This window comes from Candidatus Chryseopegocella kryptomonas (assembly GCF_001536065.1).
GTDB lineage: Bacteria > Bacteroidota > Ignavibacteria > Kryptoniales > Kryptoniaceae > Kryptonium > Kryptonium kryptomonas.
The window spans coordinates 1-22,004 of sequence record NZ_CZVW01000021.1 but is presented as its reverse complement, the minus strand read 5'-3'; the positions used below and the strand labels follow the sequence as shown (position 1 = coordinate 22,004).

General features: G+C 33.0%; 17 protein-coding genes, 3 tRNA genes, 2 pseudogenes and 1 CRISPR repeat array. Of the genes and pseudogenes, 3 read left to right on the top strand and 19 right to left on the bottom strand.

Going from position 1 to position 22,004, the window contains the following annotated elements; genetic code table 11:
* Nucleotides 1-3: 3 nt before the first annotated feature.
* The 10 genes and pseudogenes from AWW83_RS10050 to AWW83_RS08205 form a co-directional block, all read right to left on the bottom strand.
* Nucleotides 4-120, bottom strand: a pseudogene (locus tag AWW83_RS10050) (type I-B CRISPR-associated endonuclease Cas1b); the annotation flags it as partial.
* Nucleotides 108-2,789: a CRISPR-associated helicase/endonuclease Cas3 gene (locus AWW83_RS08245; protein ID WP_092350756.1), complete on the bottom strand. Its 2,682-nt coding sequence runs from the start codon at nucleotides 2,787-2,789 to the stop codon at nucleotides 108-110. The pseudogene AWW83_RS10050 and the gene AWW83_RS08245, both read right to left, overlap by 13 nt.
* A 3-nt stretch (nucleotides 2,790-2,792) precedes the next feature.
* Complete coding sequence (gene cas5b / locus AWW83_RS08240; RefSeq protein ID WP_092350776.1) at nucleotides 2,793-3,596, bottom strand: type I-B CRISPR-associated protein Cas5b; 804 nt, start codon at nucleotides 3,594-3,596, stop codon at nucleotides 2,793-2,795.
* A 1-nt stretch (nucleotide 3,597) separates the two neighbouring features.
* Nucleotides 3,598-4,191 (bottom strand): nucleotidyl transferase AbiEii/AbiGii toxin family protein, encoded by a 594-nt coding sequence (locus AWW83_RS08235; RefSeq protein WP_092350754.1) that lies wholly within the window; start codon nucleotides 4,189-4,191, stop codon nucleotides 3,598-3,600.
* Nucleotides 4,127-4,423 (bottom strand): DUF6922 domain-containing protein, encoded by a 297-nt coding sequence (locus AWW83_RS08230; RefSeq protein ID WP_092350752.1) that lies wholly within the window; start codon nucleotides 4,421-4,423, stop codon nucleotides 4,127-4,129. The genes AWW83_RS08235 and AWW83_RS08230 overlap by 65 nt, the downstream gene beginning before the upstream one ends.
* Complete coding sequence (locus AWW83_RS08225; protein ID WP_092350750.1) at nucleotides 4,408-4,962, bottom strand: nucleotidyl transferase AbiEii/AbiGii toxin family protein; 555 nt, start codon at nucleotides 4,960-4,962, stop codon at nucleotides 4,408-4,410. The genes AWW83_RS08230 and AWW83_RS08225 overlap by 16 nt, the downstream gene beginning before the upstream one ends.
* Complete coding sequence (locus AWW83_RS08220) at nucleotides 4,935-5,216, bottom strand: hypothetical protein (RefSeq protein ID WP_092350748.1); 282 nt, start codon at nucleotides 5,214-5,216, stop codon at nucleotides 4,935-4,937. Before AWW83_RS08220 ends, AWW83_RS08225 begins: the two co-directional genes overlap by 28 nt.
* Before the next feature lie 24 nt (nucleotides 5,217-5,240).
* Nucleotides 5,241-6,389, bottom strand: coding sequence for a type I-B CRISPR-associated protein Cas7/Cst2/DevR (gene cas7i / locus AWW83_RS08215; RefSeq protein WP_092350746.1), 1,149 nt, complete (start codon nucleotides 6,387-6,389; stop codon nucleotides 5,241-5,243).
* Nucleotides 6,382-6,903, bottom strand: coding sequence for a hypothetical protein (locus AWW83_RS08210; protein WP_092350744.1), 522 nt, complete (start codon nucleotides 6,901-6,903; stop codon nucleotides 6,382-6,384). The genes cas7i and AWW83_RS08210 overlap by 8 nt, the downstream gene beginning before the upstream one ends.
* Nucleotides 6,894-8,081 carry a Cas8a1 family CRISPR/Cas system-associated protein gene (locus tag AWW83_RS08205; RefSeq protein WP_092350742.1) on the bottom strand — a complete coding sequence of 396 codons (1,188 nt, stop codon included), beginning with the start codon at nucleotides 8,079-8,081 and terminating at the stop codon, nucleotides 6,894-6,896. The genes AWW83_RS08210 and AWW83_RS08205 overlap by 10 nt, the downstream gene beginning before the upstream one ends.
* A 212-nt stretch (nucleotides 8,082-8,293) precedes the next feature.
* Nucleotides 8,294-9,314: direct repeats of the CRISPR family, unit length 30 nt; unit sequence GTTTAAATTCCACACTGGTTCAATGCTCAC.
* Nucleotides 9,315-9,556: 242 nt separating this feature from the next.
* Here AWW83_RS08205 and AWW83_RS08200 point away from each other — a divergent pair.
* Nucleotides 9,557-9,629: transfer RNA gene (locus AWW83_RS08200), tRNA-Arg, on the top strand.
* Nucleotides 9,630-9,639: 10 nt separating this feature from the next.
* Here the strand turns inward: AWW83_RS08200 and AWW83_RS08195 are convergent.
* The 6 genes and pseudogenes from AWW83_RS08195 to rnhC form a co-directional block, all read right to left on the bottom strand.
* Nucleotides 9,640-12,333 carry a glycosyltransferase family 117 protein gene (locus AWW83_RS08195; RefSeq protein WP_092350740.1) on the bottom strand — a complete coding sequence of 898 codons (2,694 nt, stop codon included), beginning with the start codon at nucleotides 12,331-12,333 and terminating at the stop codon, nucleotides 9,640-9,642.
* Entirely contained in the window at nucleotides 12,330-13,487 is a 1,158-nt protein-coding gene (gene hemW, locus AWW83_RS08190; protein WP_092350738.1) for a radical SAM family heme chaperone HemW, read from the bottom strand. Before hemW ends, AWW83_RS08195 begins: the two co-directional genes overlap by 4 nt.
* Nucleotides 13,484-14,410, bottom strand: a complete 927-nt coding sequence (gene lepB, locus AWW83_RS08185) for a signal peptidase I (RefSeq protein WP_092350736.1) — start codon at nucleotides 14,408-14,410, stop codon at nucleotides 13,484-13,486. The genes hemW and lepB (AWW83_RS08185) overlap by 4 nt, the downstream gene beginning before the upstream one ends.
* A gap of 10 nt (nucleotides 14,411-14,420) precedes the next feature.
* Nucleotides 14,421-15,314, bottom strand: coding sequence for a signal peptidase I (lepB, locus tag AWW83_RS08180; RefSeq protein WP_092350734.1), 894 nt, complete (start codon nucleotides 15,312-15,314; stop codon nucleotides 14,421-14,423).
* 18 nt (nucleotides 15,315-15,332) lie between these two features.
* Nucleotides 15,333-17,142 (bottom strand): annotated as a pseudogene (lepA, locus tag AWW83_RS08175) (translation elongation factor 4).
* 98 nt (nucleotides 17,143-17,240) lie between these two features.
* A complete protein-coding gene (gene rnhC / locus AWW83_RS08170) occupies nucleotides 17,241-17,894 on the bottom strand; it encodes a ribonuclease HIII (RefSeq protein WP_092350732.1) in 654 nt (217 codons plus the stop codon).
* Nucleotides 17,895-17,969: 75 nt separating this feature from the next.
* Here rnhC and AWW83_RS08165 point away from each other — a divergent pair.
* Together AWW83_RS08165 and AWW83_RS08160 are read left to right on the top strand one after the other, a co-directional pair.
* Nucleotides 17,970-18,045, top strand: a tRNA-His gene (locus AWW83_RS08165).
* Nucleotides 18,046-18,050: 5 nt separating this feature from the next.
* Nucleotides 18,051-18,123, top strand: a tRNA-Glu gene (locus AWW83_RS08160).
* A 7-nt stretch (nucleotides 18,124-18,130) separates the two neighbouring features.
* Here the strand turns inward: AWW83_RS08160 and AWW83_RS08155 are convergent.
* The 3 genes from AWW83_RS08155 to AWW83_RS08145 form a co-directional block, all read right to left on the bottom strand.
* Complete coding sequence (locus AWW83_RS08155) at nucleotides 18,131-18,952, bottom strand: hypothetical protein (protein WP_092350730.1); 822 nt, start codon at nucleotides 18,950-18,952, stop codon at nucleotides 18,131-18,133.
* A 222-nt stretch (nucleotides 18,953-19,174) separates the two neighbouring features.
* Entirely contained in the window at nucleotides 19,175-20,053 is an 879-nt protein-coding gene (locus tag AWW83_RS08150) for a T9SS type A sorting domain-containing protein (protein WP_092350728.1), read from the bottom strand.
* 9 nt (nucleotides 20,054-20,062) lie between these two features.
* Entirely contained in the window at nucleotides 20,063-21,928 is a 1,866-nt protein-coding gene (locus AWW83_RS08145; protein ID WP_092350726.1) for an Ig-like domain-containing protein, read from the bottom strand.
* Nucleotides 21,929-22,004: the final 76 nt, after the last annotated feature.

The following is a 22,004-nucleotide window of genomic DNA, read 5'->3' as shown; positions in this document are numbered from 1 at the left end:
ATTTTACCACCAAATTTTGAAACCTTCATATTTCTCCTCGCCAATCAAGTGCTTTATCAGTTTATAGCACTCAAGACGAATCAACATCTTATAACTTACACTTCTCTTTAACTTCCTGTTTCCGTCAAACCATAATCATGTTTGTATTCATAATTTTTCACAACATATATCACCGAAAGCCAACCCCTTAATTTTTGTTCCCACTCTTTATTTAAAGCTCTAGATAAATCTTTGGATTCAAGCATTCTATAATAAACCCAATCCGCTGGACTTATTGAACTTTTTCCGTATGGAGTTGCTACAACAAACTTTGATAAAATTTCTTTTTTGAAAAGGGTAAATTGAGTTTGATTTGGTGTATATTTATTTATGAACTTCTCAACTTCTTTTATAAAGGATTCCAAGCAATTTTCAGGAATTACATTTATATCATAGATTTCTCTAAAAATCTCATGTGCTTCAATTTTTCTATCTGACATATAACCACTATTAAGAATTTCAAGTGTTTTATAGAATTCTTTCAAGTATTCTCCATCTTTTGGCAAAGTTTTATAAAAGTTTGAAACAAGAACATATTTGTCATATTCGCTTAAATCAATTTCACATTCTCTTAACCAATTGTTATTTTCTAAAATGAATTCATAAGCATTTATTTTTTCGGTTTGGTTTCTATCTTTTCTACCTCTTCTTTTAATATTGCCTTGCTGTTCTATTCTGAGAAATCCAAAAACTTCTCTTATTTTTTCATTTAATTGGTCAATTTCTTTATTAGCAAGTTCATCTGAAATTTCAACTAAATTCCCATCATTTTCTTTCTTCAAAAGCCAAGCTATTGAAAACTTCAAAAGTTCTTTACTATAAACTTTGCCATTGCCTGACTCTAAACCGTTTTTAAAAATCCAAATATGAACATTTGGCTCACTTGTTAAGCGTTTTTCTTCGTTTATTTCTTGCTCTGAATTATCGCTATAAAAATACCTTCTTAAAACTCTTCCCATTCTTTGAATTAGGGCATCAAGTGGGCAAATTTCAGTAAATAAAACATCTGCATCAATATTAAGCGATGCTTCAATTACTTGTGTTGAAACTAAAATTTTACCTTCATTTTCATCTTTTGGTTTTGGATTTTTAAACTCTTTCTCAATAAGTTCAGTTTCTTTTTTTCTTCTATCTTCAAGTGTAAATCTTGAATGCAGAAGGAAAATTTTATTTTTTAAATTATTGTCTGCCTTTTCTTTTAATTTTTCAAAAACATTTTGTGCTTGTTTGACTGTATTTAAAATAACAAGAACTCTTTTACCACTTTTTGCTGAATTTAAAATTTCATTTATTTTATCATCAGTTAAAACGGGTTTATCTTCCTCGTTATTGATAATATCAATTTTTATCTTATGTTTGAAAATTTTCTTGAAGTTTTCTTGCTTTTCCTCATAAATGTTTATCAGCTCAAAATTATTTCCAATTCTTTTCCTTATCTCATCTAAAACAAAGTTTGGCATAGTAGCACTCATCAATAAGAATTTTCCTCCCATTCTGAAAATCCAATCAATAAAACTAATTATTATAGCACATGCTTTTGGGTCATAAGCTTGGATTTCATCAACTATTAAGTTTGAATAGGAGAATGTTGAGAAAATTTTTTCAAATCCAGGCGGTCTTAAAGCATAAGGGAAAAATTGGTCTCCTGTTGAAATAATTGAAGGATAAGAAAGTGTTTTTGATAGTTCATAAAGTTTTAAAGTATCTCCAATATCTTCTTCTTTTTCAAGTAAATAAACATCTGCATCTGAATGTAAAATTCCTGTTCTTTCATTTCCGAAAATTTCTTTTGCTCTTTCATAGATTTGATTTACTGCTGAACGCAAGGGTAGAGTATAGAAGAATTTTTTATCTGCTGACCATAAGAAAGCGAATTCGGTTTTGCCATAACCTGTCGGAGCAATTAAAATAATGTTTTTGTTTATTTTTTCATCGTTTAATTTTTGAATTTGCCAGATTTTGCTTTCATCTTGTTGATTTAATTTGTTTTTAATTTTCTCTTTTATTTCATCAAAGGTTAAAGAAGAAATTTCAATTTTATTTATATCTTCGTTTTCTTCTTCACAGAAAGAAGCAAAGTGGTCGCATCTCTGTAAAAATCCAGAAATAAAAATCCATTTTTTATAATCTTCAAAGCTTTGAGTTAATGTTTCTCTTAATGGATAATAATCAAATTTATATGAAGGAATAGCATAGTTATAAACTCTACAACCATTTAGCACTTCATTGATTTTTGATTTTTTAAGTTTTATGTTTTGAATTAGATTTTTAAGGTCATTATCGTCAAAATTCTCAAATTCTTTTTTCAAATTCTCTTCAAGTCTTTCCTTCCAATCATTTAGAACCTTATTTAAAAATTTTTTCAAATTTTCATCTTTCCCATTTATTACTTCTTCAAATTTTTCTCTCCAGTGATGATAAGCAACTGCTGAAATAATAAATTTTACAATTTTTTCGTCATTTAAAATTTCTTTTATTTTCTCTTCATCGATCCAAAAGACAGAAAACATAGAATGTGGAATTTCATAAATAACATCAAAAGGTTCATAGTTTTTATTTCCAAGTTTTTCTATTTGAAATTTTGGAATGACTTTTCCGAAATCGTGATAAAAAATTGCTATTTTTATTGGTAGATGAAGTTCAGTTGGAATCTTATCTTTTATTTTTTCAAAAGCTGATAGGATATCTTTTATGTGGTCAGATAAGCTTATATCTTTATTGTTTTTCTTAAAGCTTTTTGCAAAAAGCATTTTTTACCCTCCTAAATTTGCTAAAAACACTGGCACATTTTCTTTTTCATCAATATAAAATTTTATTTTCCATTTTGAAGCATCAATTTCGCCTTCGTTTAATTTAACATCAATATATTGAAAATCTCTTATGCCATTTTTAAGTGAGTAAAATGTCGGGAGTTTATACAAGATGCCTTCAACTTTTTCAAAATCAAATTGATTTTTAGGGAAAGTTTCTTTTGGAATCCATATAAATTTTTTAAAATTACCACCAATTCCAGTTTCTTTTAAATCTATAAAATTTAGCTCCTCAATAACAATCCAATCTTCTGCTCTTCCAAGATGAAGTGGATAAATTCTTTTTTGAGGGTTTTCAATTGAACTTTTGATTTTTTCTAAAAATTCTCTTTCTTCATGATAAAGATAAATCCACAATCTGACATTGTTCAGAATATCAATTGAGACAGGCATTTGACCTCCGGGATGTTCAATATGACCTGAAACATAGCGATTTTGAGGATAGCCAAATCTTGAAATATGACTTTCTTTTGATAAATTTCTAAACCAAATATATTCCGTAGTTTTACTTTCAAAAGTTCCACATATAGAAATTTTTATTTTTTTAAGCTTATGATAATCGCAATTACAATTTTGATTTTTGCAAGGTTCTCTATCATTTTTATAATTTCTTATTCCAAGAACATTACATAAAAAACCAATAACTGTTGAATATGGTGGAATAGGATAAGTATGCCTTCTTTGATATGTAAAAGGAATTCTATAATGTGCCTGTGGTTGATAGATTTTGAGTTTTAAAGCTATCATATCAAATCCTCCCAAACTCTTTAATAAAAAACTTTTTTACATTTTCCCACTTGACATTTTTTATAAGTTTAATGTCGGGCTCTTTTTCAGTGTCTTTAAAATACGTTAGTGCTTTTTTAACAACTAATCTATTATGCTTTCCAAACTTTTTCTCAAATAATTCTATAACATCGTCTGCTTTTAATTTCAATTCTTTCATAATGAAATAAACATCAATAAAATCTCTTCTTGCTCCCCTTTGAATAATAGCATTAACTTTCATACACAAAATGTCTTCTAAACTTGCTAATTTTATAATGTCAAAATTCAAAAGCGGTTTTAAGAGCGGATATTTAAAAATAAAAAGTGAAACATTCACACCTTTTATATTACTGTGAATTGTGCTTTCCGATATTAGTTTTAAATCGTGCTTTTCAAAAATACTTTTGAACTTTCTTAAATCAATATCCTCTTTTGTAAAAAAATCAAGATCAACAGAGTTCCTATGATTTAAAATATAAAATAAAGCTGTTCCCCATGCAAGATAGAATTTACCTTCGTCCAAAACTTCTTTTATTTCCAATATAGCTTCTTTGTGTTTTTTTATTAGTTTCATAGCAATAAATCCAAAAGTTATATGACATTTCTGAAAGAAATCTCCTCCCGTATTTTTTTAGAAATCTCCTTACTTTCCTCTTACCAATTGCTTTTTCAAGGGTTTTGACTTGTTCTTCATCTCCAATTTCTAAAACCCTTGCTATCACGAAAGGTGAATCAATTTTCTCCAAAACTGATGACCATTCATAATCCCAAAAAAGTTCTTTTAAAATTTTTAAATTTTTATCCATTCTCTTTTAACCTTTTCAATAATTTTAAGTGTTTTATCATCAAGGTATGGATAATCTTCTACTGATAAAACCGCTCCGAGATAAATCTCAAAACTTTGATTTGGAAATTTCTTTTCAAAATCTCTCTTTACTTCTTCTTTTTTCCATTTATATTTTTCCCAAAGAAAAGCAAAATCAAGGACATCTTTGCTTTCAATTCTTCTTCCAAAAGCATAAATTTTATTCAGAAAAATATCGTAATCTGAATCAATTTTTATGCCTTCAAATTTTTCATGCGGATTTATGTTTTTAAATGGAAAGAGAACAAAAGAAACCTTTATTCCATCAATTATAAAATCAATGTTATCTTCAAACCTTTCTTCTCTTTCAACACTAAAAAATTTTCTCAATTTTGAACTTAATCTTGAGAATGAAAAATCTCTTTGTGAGAAAAAATCTAAATCTTCACTTATTCTGTGATTATTAAGATAAAAGTTTTTAAAATGTTTTTGAATTTCTTTTGCAAGTTTTTTCATTCTTTCAATCCTTTCTCTTTCCATAGTTTTATCCAAAATTTTACACCTCTTTTTATCTCGGGATATGTGAAAGCAACATAATATGTTTGAGATGAAAATTTTTTGTAAAGCCATTTTATCTCTTCAAAACTTCCATATTGAAGAATTCTCAAAATGAACTTTTCAAGATATGTTTTACTATTAGGGCAATCCCAAAAGTAAATTTTAAATTTTTTGGGAATTTTAATTTCTTCTAAATAAATCGGCTTTATTCGTTTCGCTTGACCTTTGACAATCATTTTTAAGATTTTTGCTGGTTTGGGTTACCTTGCTGTTGTCCCATCGCAATTAACAAGTCCAACTTCTTTTAAAAACTCTTCCCAATCTTCGTCTTTGTTTATTTCTTGTAATTTTTCCGAATTTAAGCCTGATTTATCAACTTTTAATCTTTCGCTATCCATTACATAAACCTTTCCATCAATCCAAGAATTTTTAAGAGCATCTTCAATTCCGATAACTTTATAAGTTTTATCATCAATTGGATAAATTTCAATATAAGGATGGAAAATTGGTGAAGGGACTTTAAGAGCAGATGCAATTAAAAATAATGGAATTATTGTATTTGCTTCGTTTGAGGATTGAGCATAAAATCCATTTTTTATAGCATTCAAAATATCACAAATACGTTTTTTCTTTTCTTCTTCTGAAAGTTCAAAAGTGATTTTCCACTTACTTCCAATTTGTTCAATTTTTATAGTTCCAACTTTGTTCCCATTTTGTTTAACTTCATATTCGTTTTGATTAGTTTTAGAAACATTACTAATTGTTTTTGCCTTCCCATCAGGTAATGTTATTTTAAGTTCATTATTATTGAATTCGGGTTGTCTATCTACAATCCACTCATCTTTCCCCAAAACATCAACATCAATTGTAAAACTAACTTTATAAAATGAAATATGTTCTTCTTTGTTATAAAGATTTGGATTAGCATCTAAACCTTGCTTTTTTGCTCTTTGAACTAAATCGTGATTTGAATAAAAAGCCATATCTCCTTCATAAGGGTCAAGCCCAACTGCTTTTGTAATGCCAACGGGAGATTTTCTTGTTAATGCTTGCCCCTCTGTTTCCGCTTCTTGTGTATACATATATCCGAAGGCATCAAGTTCGGGACTATTCAATATATCAAAATTTTGAAGATTGAATTGTAAAGTTTTCTTGTCACCACGACCTTTTTCAACAACTGAAGCAATTCCATCTTTCCAATTTGCTTGTGTGTGCCCCTTTTCAGATAGTTTAACCAATGTCTCAAACAAATAATGTCTTATAGCAGGTTTCCCAATAAAACTTACAGTTTTATTTCCTTTTTTGAGTTTCTTTATTGAAAGTATATTCCCTCCAATTTTTTCGTCTCTGTTTAGAGCAGAACCTTCAAAAATTATTGTTATGGTTATGTGTTTTAGTTGGTTATTCATTTTCTTCACCTCCTTTTGTTTCTCCTAAAATTCCACTTAAAAAAGAATAGATAAAAGTTTTGAAAAGATCGTCGGGATAAGTTGGATTAAAAGCCCTTGAAAGTAATTCTGGGATTTGCTTTTTATTTACTACAAAAATTCTCGTTATCATATATTGAACTTCATCTCTTTGAGCGTGTCTTGTTTTTTCCATAATTCTATATGCTTGGTCTGATAAGGCAGAGACAATATATTTGTAATTACTATCATTTTTCAAGGCATAACCCAATTTGTTTAATTTTTCAGCCATCTCTCCTGCATTTTCAAGAGAGAATTTTTTATAGAGTTTATATAGTTCTTCTTTATCTTTACCTTTTGCATTCTTATAAGCATATTCAAGGATTTTTTGAATTTCAAATGAAAGGTCTTGATACTCTTTTACTGCTTCATTAAAGCTCTCATAATTTATCTGATTGTTTTTGATTTTTTCTTGAAGATAGTTTATAAATTGTTCTTTCCAGCTTTTTAAGTCCATATTAAAACCTCCTTTTTGATTTTATCATTTATCAAAGCATAAAGTTTAAAGATGTTTTGAGAAAAAGAAATTAAATTACTATTGTTTCTTTCAAGTTTTATATTTTCATTTATGAAATCTCTTTCTTGTTTTCCCCATTCATTTCTTGGTTTTATTGCTATTCTAAAAACTCTTTCTCCGAACTTTAAAATTTCATTGAACTTTCCATCTAAAACCATGTTTAAAATTTTAAATTCTCCGATTTTATTCAATAGCGAAGCAACTTCTCTATCAGATAGGACATCTACAACTTCATAAGGCAAAGAGAAGAAATCAATTTTATCTTCCCATTTCTCATTTACTTTCACTTTATATTTCACGATAACTTCTATATTCATTTTTGTCCATTTTGATAATTGAAGTTGGAGGCGTGAGGTCATTTCAATCAAAGACATTCCCAAAATTTCCTTTACTTCTTTTGCTCTTTGCTTTTCATATAAAGTCCTTGCATGATTGTTAAGATGCCACATAATTTTGAAAGATGGTGCGTTGATGAAAATTTCAGAATTGTTGGAGAGTTTTATTATTCCAAGATGATAATGAAGAAGTATATAACTACAAAAATCACAAATACTCAAACTATTTTTTTTATCAAGATTCCAAAAAGTATTAGGAACCTCACCTATGGAAGCTCCCAAAATTTTATTATGTTCTGATGTAAATTTGTTCTTGTAGAAGAAATTATAATCTGATTTTAAACAAAAGGAACATTTAATTGAAGAATTTTTATTAGAATTTGTCATATTCCTTACAAAATCTGAAAATTGTTGAATAAGGGCGGGACTTCTTTTACTATGCTGAAACAAATAATTAGTATTAGCATTAAAAAATCCTCTATAATAAGTATTAAATAATTTGCCCCAAACTTTCTTAATTTTTTCATCATCGGAACTTGCTTCCCCATTGACAATTTCATTGAAATTAAAAATCAAATAATAATAAGCCAATTTTGGTATTTCGTAATTATCTACCTTTTTGACTTCTTTTAAAAATTTTTTGTCAAAATCATCAATCTCCACCCCTCCATCCTCTTTCAAAAAATTTTCAACATTAACCTTATTTTCCCCAGCACTTTCCAAAACTCTCAAAAATCCAATAACACCAGCATTATAAAGCCAATTTGATGGAATAAATTCCATAATTAATTACAATCCTTAGATTTTCAATTTCCCCCAAACTAAAAATAAAATCATAAAAAACTTATCATTAACAACCGTCTATAAGTTAACCATACAAGTTCTTATTTAGTAAGAATATAAAAATTTAAATTCTCAAAATCAAGAAGACAGCTAATCCACACTGGTTCAATGCTCACTTGTCTTCAGTTCACTTGTAGGTTTTTACATTTTTAGTTTAAATTCCACACTGGTTCAATGCTCACCATCTCTTGCAACCTGTAAAGTATTAATTAAAGCCGTGTTTAAATTCCACACTGGTTCAATGCTCACTTTTGCGTAAATACCAATATGCTTGTGCCCGCAAATGTTTAAATTCCACACTGGTTCAATGCTCACGAAAATAATTACAGAATTGGGAAATTCATTGATGTGTTTAAATTCCACACTGGTTCAATGCTCACCATTTAAAACTTCATCTATAAATATACCATCAATTTTGTTTAAATTCCACCACTGGTTCAATGCTCACAGTTTGTGAAATATGTTAAAAAACATTCGCAGAGTTGTTTAAATTCCACACTGGTTCAATGCTCACTTTCAAACTCCTCTTCCCCAGCGTAAACAACAAGAAGTTTAAATTCCACACTGGTTCAATGCTCACGCAGAACACCTGAGTTATCACGATAAGTAATTTAAGTTTAAATTCCACACTGGTTCAATGCTCACGTTAGGATTTGAAAGTGCAAGCAATTCTTCTGTCAGGTTTAAATTCCACACTGGTTCAATGCTCACGGTGGTTTACATTTCCGTTTTTGTTTGATAAGAAAAGTTTAAATTCCACACTGGTTCAATGCTCACTTTCCTGTTCCTGGGGGGCCGTAAAGTAAAAATCTGGTTTAAATTCCACACTGGTTCAATGCTCACATTTCCGAAAGCGATGCTACGATTGAAGATATTAAAGTTTAAATTCCACACTGGTTCAATGCTCACGATTTTAATTTTTTAAAGGCACGGTTATTAAAACAGTTTAAATTCCACACTGGTTCAATGCTCACTCCTTTTTTTAATTGTGTATCCCCACGCAACCTGAGTTTAAATTCCACACTGGTTCAATGCTCACCTGGGGCGCATTGCCCCAGCATTTTTACAAAAAAGTAGTTTAAATTCCACACTGGTTCAATGCTCACCAGGACATCTAATTGATAAAGCAAATTTTGAAATAATGTTTAAATTCCACACTGGTTCAATGCTCACTGTTGAAAAATTACAAAATTTCGCTCAATTTCGCAAATTTTTTCAAACTTTCTCAAGTCGTTGAGCAAAATGCAAAAATCCACTGTCAACGACTGAAGAAAAATTTTTGAAATTTTAAAAATTTCGCAAATCATAAAATAAAACTGTTAACTTTCCCCTCTCAAAACCTGTCAACGACTAGAATAACAAACAATACTTGATTTTTGCTTAAAAAATGCTTAAATTTAAAACAAAACAAATGCGCGCCCGTAGCTCAATGGATAGAGCAACGGCCTTCTAAGCCGTGGGTTGCAGGTTCGAGTCCTGCCGGGCGCGCTTAATTTTTTTATCTTTTTTCCTCTTTCATCTTCGCCTCTAACCTCGCTATCCGATCTCTAACAATTCCTTGATATTGCTGTGGATAATAAGCAAGAACACGGTTCAAAATATCTATCGCCTTCTGATACTCTCCCATCATCTCATACAAATTTACAAGTATAACATAAGGATTATATTCACCAAAAACATTCCCCGGCTCACGATTTATCTGTTCAAGCGCAATTGGCTCAATTTCTTTTGCAATTTTCATAAATTTATCCCGCGCACCAACAATTTCATAAAGTCGCGCAACATCATAACGCAAACGATAATCCATCGGCAAAACATCATTTGGAATTTTACTCTCCATTCTGTCAAGAACTTCAACAACCTTTGCACTATCACGATTATTCTCGTAATAATAAATTGCAAGTTTCAAAAATGCATTTCTATAATTCTGCATCAAATTTCTATCCGTCTCAAAGAAATGAACTTTTGGATTATCAAGATTTCTAAATTTAAATCCATAACGTGGTTCACGGTAAAATCCTTCTGGCTCATTAAATAAACACTGTCTCATAACATCTTCACGAATAAAAGTTGGAGAACCTTTCGGATTTTTAAATGGAACGACTCTGTAAGCAAGACCTTCCATTCGCAAATATTCATCAAGTCCTATGAAATTATCAGGAGAAACTGTGACAGCAAAATAAATCGGTCTTTCCCATTTATTCGTCTCAATTATATCACGAACCATTATGTCCTGAACTCTTATCGCCTTTATATCGCCAAATTGAATTGTGTTCGGCATCCTAAATGTTATTTTACCCTGATTTATAATTGAAGTATCTTTTACGCCAAATTTTTCATAAACTTCTCTTGGCACAGGTATAGAAATATCTCTCGGCTCCCATTGAACAAGACCAAGTCGTCTTATAATGTTATCACTTAAACTTATAGGAACTTTCTTTGCTCCGTATGGTTCTTCGTGTTTAAGTTGAAGTATATACCAGTCAGTGTTAAGCAAGCTCAAGTTAACAATTCTAATATCACGCCTCACACCTTCAACAACTTGCAAATACCAAAGCGGGAATGTATCATTATCTCCGTTTGTGAAGAGAATGGCATCTTTTTCACAACTTTGCAATAAATTGTATGAATAATCCCACGGGACGAAGTTACCGCTTCTATCGTGGTCGTCCCAGTTTTGAACGAGCATATTTACTGGCACAACGAAGATTGAAACAGCAAGAACAGCAATTCCATAAATCTTTTTTATTTCTGACTTGATTGCTTCGCTTACAAAATCAACCAAACCAGAAACGCCAATGCCGATCCAGATTGCAAATGCGAAGAATGAACCAACGAAAACATAATCTCTTTCTCTTGGTTGTGGCTCGGGCATGTTAAGATAAACAGCAAGACCAACGCCCGTGACGAGAAACAACGCAAGAAAAGATAAAAACATCTTCCAATCTTTTTTGTAATGATAGTATAATCCGAACAAACCAATCAACAAAGGAATAGCAAAGTATCTATTTGGGAATTCGCTTGCTTTTCCCCATCCGCTTTCAGCTTTTATAAACGCAACTGGTGCATCTTGAATATCACCTGCACGACCAACAAAATTCCACAAGAAATATCTCAAATACATATGATTAAATTGATACTTTATGAAAAAGTCCCAATCGCTCTGATATTTTTGATAATTTTCTTGATGTGCGGGTTCCTGACTCCATCTTCTTTTTAAAGGTGATGGCTGTTCCCCGTATTGTTCTCTTTCAAGATACTTAACAAATCTCACAAGATTATCTGGAGCATTTTCATTGATCGCAGGTTTATCATTTGCTCGGATGATGATTAAAGCATAAGTTGTATAACCAAGAAAAACGAGTAAAACACCTGTTAAGAATGTAAATGAAATCCTTTGCTTACGTTGATATGTATAATAAATTCCATATGAGACAGCAATTGCCACAATGGCTGGAACTGCTGGCATATCATCAAGCATTGACGGTATCCAGAAGATTATCACTTTATAAATCAAAAAGAAAATTCCAATCGCAATTACACCCATCATCGTGAAACTTTTAAGATCAACTTTTTCGTAAAATCTGAAATAAACAAGCATCGCAAGTGTAAAGATGGTTAAAATGCTTAACAGATGAACTCCGATTGAGAGACCTATGACATAAGCAATGAGTAAAATTAATTTATCACTTTCAATTTTATCTGCTTTTTCAAACCAAACCATCCCAAGCCAAATTGTAAAGCTCATCAAAAACAAACTTGTTGCATAAACTTCCGCTTCAACAGCATTAAACCAGAAAGTATCGCTAAAAGCAAGCGCAAGTGCCCCGACAACAGGAGCACCATAAACAGAAAGTTTCTCAAGCAAAGTTTGTGGATTTGGTTTCCATCTCAAAATTAATCTAACCGTTGTGAGATAGAGAAACATAACGGTTAATGCGCTCGCAAGCCCACTTATCAAATTAACTCTTTTGGCTATGTTTTCAGCAATGGGAAGAAGCGAAGCAATTCTCCCAAGTATGATGAAAAATGGAGCCCCTGGTGGATGTGGAACTCCAAGCGAATATGAAACAGCGATAAATTCACCGCAATCCCAAAATGGCACGCTTGGTTGAACTGTTAAAGCATAAACACTGAAAGAGATTAAAAACAAAACTAATGCTATGATGTGGTGGATTTTTAAATTTTTCATCTCAAAGCATAATTTATTTTTGAAATTATATCAACAGCGATTTTGTCACAAAGCATAAAACCTTTGCGTGTTAATTTGACGAAGTTTTCTTCCACGATGACAAGATTCAAGTTCTTGAGTTCATTAATTTCGTCTATAATTTCCAAACAGAGAAAATCAAAACCAAATTTATTTTTGAACTTTTTCAAATCAATCCCTGTGCTTCTCAACCCAAGATAAATAAATTCCTCAATCATTTTTTCTTTATTTAGAATTTCAAAATTTGCAATTGGAAGTTTGTCCGAGTTTATCGCCTTCACATACTTTTCAAGGTTTGCAACATTCCACCATCTTTTATTTATCCAGAATGAATGAGCCGAAGGTCCAAAGCCAATGTAATTTTCATATTGCCAGTATTTCAAATTATGTCTGCATTCAAATCCATCTTTTGCAAAGTTTGAAACTTCATAATGCTTATATCCTGCGTTTTCAAAAAATTCAATCGTCAACTCGTAAAGTTCAGCTTGTTTATCGTCATCGGGAATTTTAACCTTGCCAAATTTAACAAGTTCATAAAGTGGTGTCCCACGCTCAACAATTAAATTATAAGCCGAAACGTGTGGAATGTTAAGTTCAATTGTTTTTTCAAGATTTGCGAGCCATTTGTTTTTATCCTGTCCCGGTAAGCCAAATATCAAATCAACGCTCACATTCTCAAATCCAGATTCAAAAGCGAACTTAACACAATTAAGCGCATCTTCGCTCGTGTGAATTCGTCCGAGAAAAGTTAAATCATCATCAAAGAAAGATTGAACCCCGAAACTTATTCTGTTAATTCCAGTTTTTCTAAATTCAATTAATTTTCGCTTATCAACTGTTCCAGGGTTTGTTTCAACTGTTATCTCTGCGTTTGTTAAGATTTTAAAATTTTTAAAAAGAGAGTTTAAAATTTTTTCAAATTGAGATGGCTCAAGCAGAGATGGAGTCCCACCCCCAAAGTAAATCGTATCAAAAATTGCGTCATCAACAAACTCGGATTCGGATTTGAAAATTTCAATTTCCTTGACGATAAGTTCGGCAAAATCAGAAAGTAGGTTCAAATTTTCAACAGAATAAAAATCGCAATAAATACACTTTTTCTCACAAAACGGTATGTGTAAATAAATTCCACTCATCGTATTCTTTTACCTATTCTTTCCCATCTTATTGATTTTATCTTTGCTGGCAAATTCCACAGCGGTATATTTGAATCCCAAGACCAATAAATAAAACTTGCCTTGCCGATTATATTTTCAACTGGGACAAATCCCCAGAATCTACTATCCAAACTGTTATTTCTGTTATCACCCATTACGAAGACATAATCTTTCTCAAAAATATATTTAAATGTCTCATGCCCGTCAATTAAAATTTTCTCACCCTCAAATTCATCAACAAGTTCAACTTGATGTCCTTCTCTTTCTATCATAATTTTCCATTGCCTTAAATTCCCGGTGTTAAGTTCAATTTCCATACCTTTGTAAGGGACGATTATAGGTCCATAGTTATCTTCGTTAAAATCCGCCCCTTCTGGAAATATGTATGGATTTGCCAAACCTTTTGGTGTTATATATTGATAATTAACTTTTACGGTTGGTGGTTCTTTGAATTTTTCTCCATTTACAAAAACAACTTTATCTTTTATCTGCACAATGTCCCCGGGCAAACCAATTAACCTTTTTATGTAATTAACATTTTCAGAAGATTGAACCTCGTCTCGCTCACCCGGAAATTTAAAAACAATTACATCACCACGATTTAATTTCGTAAATGCAGGAAGAAGTGTCACCTGTGGAATTTCTATACCTGTGAATGGGAAATATCTCGGTGATTTGATTTGAAAACCAACTTTTGAAACTATGATAAAATCGCCCGGAACAAGTGTATCTTCCATTGAACCGGATGGGATTCTAAATGCATCAAAGATAAACGTTTTAACAAAAATTGACGCAATTAAAGCAATTATAAGAGGTCTGAGCCAATTTCGTGTCCTTATTTCCTCTGTTTGTGCGTCGTCAAGATTAGTTTCTTTCTCACTCACAAAATTTTTTATGTGCATTTTTGCGATCTCACTTAATTATCATTCCGATTCTGTTAAATTTTATTGACGAAATTTTAGCAAAAATGTTGAAGATCGGAATATCCGGATTCCACGACCAATAAACTATTATCGGAGTTCCAACGATGTATTTATCCGGGACAAATCCCCAGAATCTACTATCTAAACTATTGTCTCTGTTATCACCCATCATAAAATAGTAATCGTGTTCAACGACATATTCATATTTTTCAACCCCATCAATATAAATTTTCCCATCTTTTAACTCTATCTCGTGTCCTTCTCTTTTGATGAAAGTTTCCCACGCATCGTAATTTGTAAGATTTAATTTTATCACATCACCTTTTTTGGGGACGACGATTGGTCCGTAGTTATCTTCGTTGAATGGAGATCCTTTGGGAAAAATTCTTGGGTCGGGTTGATCTTTGGGCAAAATATAAGGTCTTTCAAACTTAACATATTTTGGGTTTGGGAAAATTTTGCCATTTACATAAACAACTTTGTCAATTATTTGAATTGTGTCCCCGGGAATGCCAATACATCTTTTCAGATAATAAATCATCGCAGGATGTCTGACTTCATCTCTATAACCTGGAAATTCAAAGACGACGACATCGCCACGTTCAACTTTCCACAAACTTGGAATTACGATGTATGGAAGTCGTATTGAGGTCAAAGGTATATTTCTTGGCGTAGCGAGATTGTAAATAAATTTATTCACAAACAAAAAATCACCAGCCATGACTGTATCTTCCATTGAAGAGGTTGGAACTTCAAAAGAAGCGATGACAAAACTATTTAAGACAAGAAAAATTGCAAATACGACGACAAATTCTTTAACAAAGTTATAAATTTTTTCTTTCAATGTCTGTGGTTTTTTCTTCGGTGTTTTTTTGTGTTGCATTTGAAGGTTGTTTTTGTTTTAATCGTTATCTATTGTCAAAACAGCAAGGAATGCTTCTTGTGGGACTTCAACTTTTCCAATTTGTTTCATTCTCTTTTTGCCTTCTTTTTGCTTTTCAAGAAGTTTACGCTTCCTCGTAACATCTCCGCCATAACATTTTGCGAGAACATTTTTTCTCAACGGCTTTATGACATCCCTTGCGATAACTTTGCTTCCTATCGCAGCTTGAATTACGACCTCAAATAATTGTCTCGGGATTAACTCTCTCAATTTTGAACACAATTTTCTTCCGTAGTCATATGCTTTGCTTCTGTGAACGACAAATGACAATGCGTCAACTGGTTCACCATTTAAAAGAATGTCAAGTTTGACGAGGTCTGATTCTCTATAATCCAGAAATTCATAATCAAAAGATGCGTATCCACGGGAGACGGATTTCAATTTATCATAAAAATCAAAAATTATTTCAGACAAAGGCAATTCATATTCAAGAATTGCTCTATCAGCAGAGACATAATGTGTTGTTTTGTAAACACCTCTTCTATCTGTGCAAAGTTTCATCAAAGCTCCGATGTATTCAGACGGAGTTATTATTTGAGCTCTGACATAGGGTTCTTCAATATGATCAATTTCGCCTGGACTTGGCATCGCTGTTGGGTTATTAACAAAAACAATTTCACCGTTTCGTTTGACAACTTTATAAACGACATTTGGGACGGTTGTAACTATATTCAAGCCAAATTCTCTTTCAAGTCGTTCCTGAACTATTTCCATATGAAGAAGACCTAAAAAGCCACATCTAAAACCATGTCCAAGAGCAGAGGAACTTTCAGGTTCAAAAAACAATTGCAGCATCATTCAATCTCAATTTTTCAAGCGCATCTCTTAACTCTTGATAATTTTCTGAATCCGCTGGATAGAAACCTGCATAAACCATTGGTTTCACCTCACGATAACCGGGCAAAGGTTCTTTCGCAGGATTATTTGCTGTTGTAATTGTATCGCCAACTCTCGTATCGTGAACATCTTTCACACCAGCGATTAAATATCCAACCATTCCGGTTGTGAGTTTTCCAGTTCTGATTCTGTCAAGTTTTAAAATTCCAACTTCTTCTGCTTCAAAAACTTTTCCATTTGCAAAAAACATAATTTTATCGCCCTCCTTAAGTTCCCCATCAAAGACACGAAGATAAACAACAACTCCACGATATGAATCATACTTTGAATCAAAAATTAAAGCCCTTAACGGATCTTCTGGATTTCCTTTCGGCGGTGGAATTCTCTGAACAATTGCCTCAAGAAGTTCATCAACACCATATCCAGTTTTAGCACTTACAAGCAAAATTTCATCCTCTCTGCAACCAAGTAAATCTATGATCTGTGCTTTCACAGTTTCAATCATCGTTTTAGCAGCGGGAAGATCAATTTTATTTATCACAGGAATAATCTCAAGTCCAGCATCAACAGCCATATAAAGATTGCTTATAGTCTGTGCTTCAACTCCTTGAGTTGCATCAACCACGAGAATTGCTCCTTCGCTTGCAGCAAGAGCTCTTGACACTTCATAAGAAAAATCAACATGCCCTGGTGTATCTATCAAATTGAAAATATACTCATTTCCATCTTTTGCAGTATATCGCATCTGAATTGGATGTGATTTTATCGTGATTCCTCTCTCTCTTTCAAGATCCATATTATCAAGCACCTGTTCAACCATCTGCCTTTCGGGAATGGTTCTGGTTTTCTCAAGGAGACGATCTGCAAGTGTTGATTTTCCGTGATCAATATGCGCAATAATGCAAAAATTCCTGATTCTATCAATGCTCATACCTGTTCATAGGTGGCTTTTGTTGGACACTCTGACTTGCAAAAAATATAAAAACAAAGAGCGTAAAATTCAAAAATTGACAATTTGTTTCAGCGTGATCAAAAACTTTGAGAAAGAATTTGTTTTGTGGTTTTAAAATGGAGTTTCGCAACATTTTTTAGCTCATCTTTTCCGAATTTTTTCACAAACTCATTCGCAAAATTAATCACATTTTGACCTGCTCCTTTTGGAAAATTCATTCCATATTTTTCAGATAAAATTTTTAGCTGTTTCAAAAATTCTGCCCTTGCAAGAATTGATGCGGATGCAACAGCGATGTCCGTTTCGTCTGCTTTTGGGGTTTGAATTAAATTAATTTTTTTGCCCATTTGCATTAACGAATTTAAAAGATAATTTTCATCACCAAATTGATCTGAAATTGCACTTGAACATTTAAAACCAACTTTTTCAATTTCCTTCAAAAGATTTTCAATCACCCTTGCATGCCCCCAAGCGAGGAGTTTGTTAAGATTTAACTTTTCCGTCAATTCATTATATCTTTTCGGCTTGATGACCACAACATTGACAATACAAACTTCCTTGATTTTCTCCGAAAGTTCAAAAACTCTTTTATCAGATAATTTTTTTGAATCTTTTACACCAAATTTTTCAAGTTCTTTATTCAGGTTTTCGTTTGACACTACCCCTGCTATAACAAGTGGACCGAAGAAATCTCCTTTGCCTGATTCATCAACGCCGATGTAATTTTCCATCAGATGAAAGTTTTTTCAAAAGTTAAGAAAATTTGCAAAACAGAAAAAATTTTTCTATATTTGTAATGCTTTTACGGTGAGTATAGCTCAACTGGTCAGAGCGCCAGGTTGTGGCCCTGGAGGTTGCGGGTTCGAGTCCCGCTACTCACCCACCAAGCCCCCATCGTCTAGAGGCCTAGGACACGGGCTTTTCAAGCCCGGAACCCCGGTTCGAATCCGGGTGGGGGCGCAAAACTTTATCTCACCTCGTAAATTGCCTCCGGCGTTGGATTAACATTTATTTTATTCCCATTTTCATCTCTTAAATCAATATCTCTTAACTGAAATCTTCCACTCCATGCTCTCGCAACAAATTTTAACTTAACAATATCTCCACTTCCACTTAAAGAAACAAAACCTTGACTTGTCGCAAGTATACCAGTTGTTATCTCAACATAACCTTTTGTATTCGCTTCATCAATTGTCTTTTGCAATGAAAAATCAGGAGTTATAATTTGTTCAAATCCAGAATTTCTAACATAATCACCTTTGCTAACTGAGACAAGCAATGCTTCATTTGGATTAAAATAAACTTTGAAACTTCCACTCTTGAAACGATTTACCTCTTCAATCCAGACATCAATTGTAAATTCTTGACCTGAAGAAGTTAACACATTTCTCAATTTATAAAATTTTAAAGTCGGTCCTTTCACACCATCAACTTTAAATTTCCTTGAAAATCTGCGGACATCATTTTGACCTTTGTATCTTACTTCTATTTCAAATGTATATTCAACATCGTCAAGATAATTAAATGTTGCGCTTGTTAATGTGGTCCACTGACTCCAATCAGAGTACCCAACCAACCTATACCTGTATTCATTTGCTTCGGGTTTGTTGCCAATCCACGAGACAGTTACGCTCGTTGAATTTACAATTTCATTCTCACCTGGGCTTGTTATTTCAACAGACGGCGGAATATAAGCAGCGCTTTCTGGATCAAGTGGATTGTCAAATTGCTTCATACAGGATGATAAAAGTAATAAAACCGCGAAGAGAAATTTTTTCACCGTTTTCATTTTTTTGCTCCGTTTAGTTTTTGATTTTACTCACCCCCCAACCCCCTCTCTATCACATAGAGAGGGGGTGCTCGTTAGAGCGGGGGTGAGTTGTCCTACACACCCTCCTTTCCTCCTCTCTATCGCATAGAGAGGGGGTGTCCGTAAGGACGAGGGTGAGTTCTCTTACTCACCCCCCCTCTCTACAAAGTAGAGAGGGGGTGTCCGAAGGACGAGGGTGAGTCATTTCATCAACAACATCTTCATCACCTTAACAAATCTTCCCGCCTCAATTCTGTAAAAATATACTCCACTTGATAATCCAGACCCATCAAAACTAACACTATGCCTACCAGCATCAAATTCCCCATCACACAAAACTTTCACCAACCTCCCAACAACATCATACACAACCAACCTAACATAAACCTTCTCTGGCAAATCAAACTTTATCACTGTCACAGGATTAAATGGATTCGGATAATTCTGATACAAAGCATACTCCCTCGGAACTTCCTCAAACTTCAAAACATACTCAACCTCATACGAACTCTTGCCACTCTCAATTGAACTCTCATCATATGCAACGAACTTAACAATCACACTATCCCCTCCCTCTAACCTCATCCTGAACAATCCATCCCCAACCTCATCTATCCCGCCAATCTTGGCATAATCAAAATAAATAACATCGTTTAAACTATCCCTATAAACAAGACATATCCCATCTCTCAATGTTGTAAATTCCATCACCCTCACCCCCTTATGCCTAATCTCAAAACCATACGAAATAAATCTACCCTTAACATCAGGTCTGAAAATAAACTCATCAAACCGTCTAACTTTTAATTCCTTCCTTTCGCTATTATCAACATCAAAACCAACTGCAACCTTTGGCAATCCACTTATGCGTGAATAATCCCACATCTTCGTAAATGTAAATATATCATCAACATTAAGCTTTCCATCCCCTCGGACAACAACATATGGAATTTGTCCATCATAAGGATATATATCAGATGCAGAATAATTTTTATCTGTCCAGAAACTAACATATCTTCCAACATCAAATGCATCAACCCTGTTATCACCGTTGTAATCGCAAAGTGCATTAACCTTCATAGTGTAAACTCATGAACTTGTCTCCTGACCAAATGCATCTGAAACCTTGACAACAAAATAATAACTTCTTGATGTCTCAAGCTCAGATACTAAAACAGAATCTTTATCCGTTTCAGCATATGGCTTTGTAAAATCAAATTGACCTGTGCTTGATACAAAAATTTTATATCTTAACGGTTTACTAATATCAATTGCCTCATCCCATTTTAAAACGACTTTGTTAAACGGCAAATTCACACCTGACTTTATCCCTCCAAACCTCGGTGCGAGATTATCAAGTGTAAATTCACCTGATCTCATCTCATCCCCAGTTCCACCTCTTCCCCCTGGAACTATCTTAACCACACATCTATTTGTCTCAACCATAGTGTCAAGCTTACTCCTCCATACAAGCGTATCTGTATGCGGAAAACTTGTAATCTTCCTATCACCACCAATCAAATTAACTGAACTAAACCAATTTACACCACCATCAAGTGAATAATAAAACCTCAACCCTACGCTATCTCCATTGACTGAATTAACCTTGTAAACAATCCTAACATCTCCACTCAATTTATCACTTAAAACAGACAAAGATGTAATACTTGCCCTAAACCCTGGAATAACACTTATCTCAACTTTATTTGTATCCATATTGCCAAACTCATCAACAGCTCTAACCACAAAATAATATCTCCTAAAGTTCTCCAATCCACTCACAACTGCAAATGTATCTGAAACCTCAAACGCTGGATTATTGAAATTATACACACCTGAATTAGCGGAATAATAAATCCTGTATCTTATCAAACTCATATCTAATGCCCTCCTCCAAACCAATCTAACCCTGTTCGTATCACCTGAACCGCTTACCACCCCTTCAAACCTCGGTGCAAGATTATCAACTCCTACACCATCAACATTAACAAAATAATCATTCGTCCCTGAACTGAACTTAAATCTTACCTTAACAAATCCCTCATATCCAGATAAATTCCCCCTACTATCCCAGTAAATCGTATCTATTACATCACCAGTTATATTGTTTAACCTCCCGCTTATATTTGAACCCACCTTCCAACTTGAACCTCCATCAGTTGAATACTCAAAATTTGTCAAATTTAAAACTTCAACTGTTCTAACACGATAAACAAACTTCAAAACACCAGATTGAACATTTCTAAATGAATTAACCACCACTGGAGAAGCAATTCCACTAACATATACCCTAAATGTATCATTCCAAGCATTGCTTATTATCCTCATCTCACTTGTAAACTCTCCACCTGAAATTGGTTTAAACTTAACTCTTACAACTCCGCTATCCCCAGGTCCTATCAAAGAAGAAAATGTCTCAACATAAAATGGCTCATTAACCTCAACCCTAAATATCCTAACACTGTCTATCTCCCCAGAATTGTATAACTTAAAACTCAAACTCACTGAATCTGACACAAAAACCCTCCCAAATCTCAATGTATCTAAAGATGATGAAATATAAGGTGGCTTTACCCCTCTTCCTCTTAACGCAACTTTCAAATTTGAATTAACAGATGAATTGCTAACTATCACTGCTGTATCAACATATTCACCAGATACATTTGGTCTGAAACTGAAAACGAGTCCAGCCGAATCTCCAGGTAACACAACCACTGGCAACCCTCCTTCGTATCTGAATCTTATGTCTGTAGTATAAATTCCTGTTATTTTTAAGGTATCATAACCAGTATTAAAAACCTTCAGTGTATTATATTTTGTAACATTTAAATACCCAAATCCAAAATTTAGATTATTTGTTTTAACATTTATTATTGGTTTTCCAACCAAAATAACCCCACCCTCACGATATACCACAAGCCCTCCTCCATTTGTCCCAATCCATTTGTTTTCCATTGCATCTATAGCTATGGCATTAATATAATTACTTGCAAAGTTTGATGGAGTAAATTGGACTGTTTATAATACATCA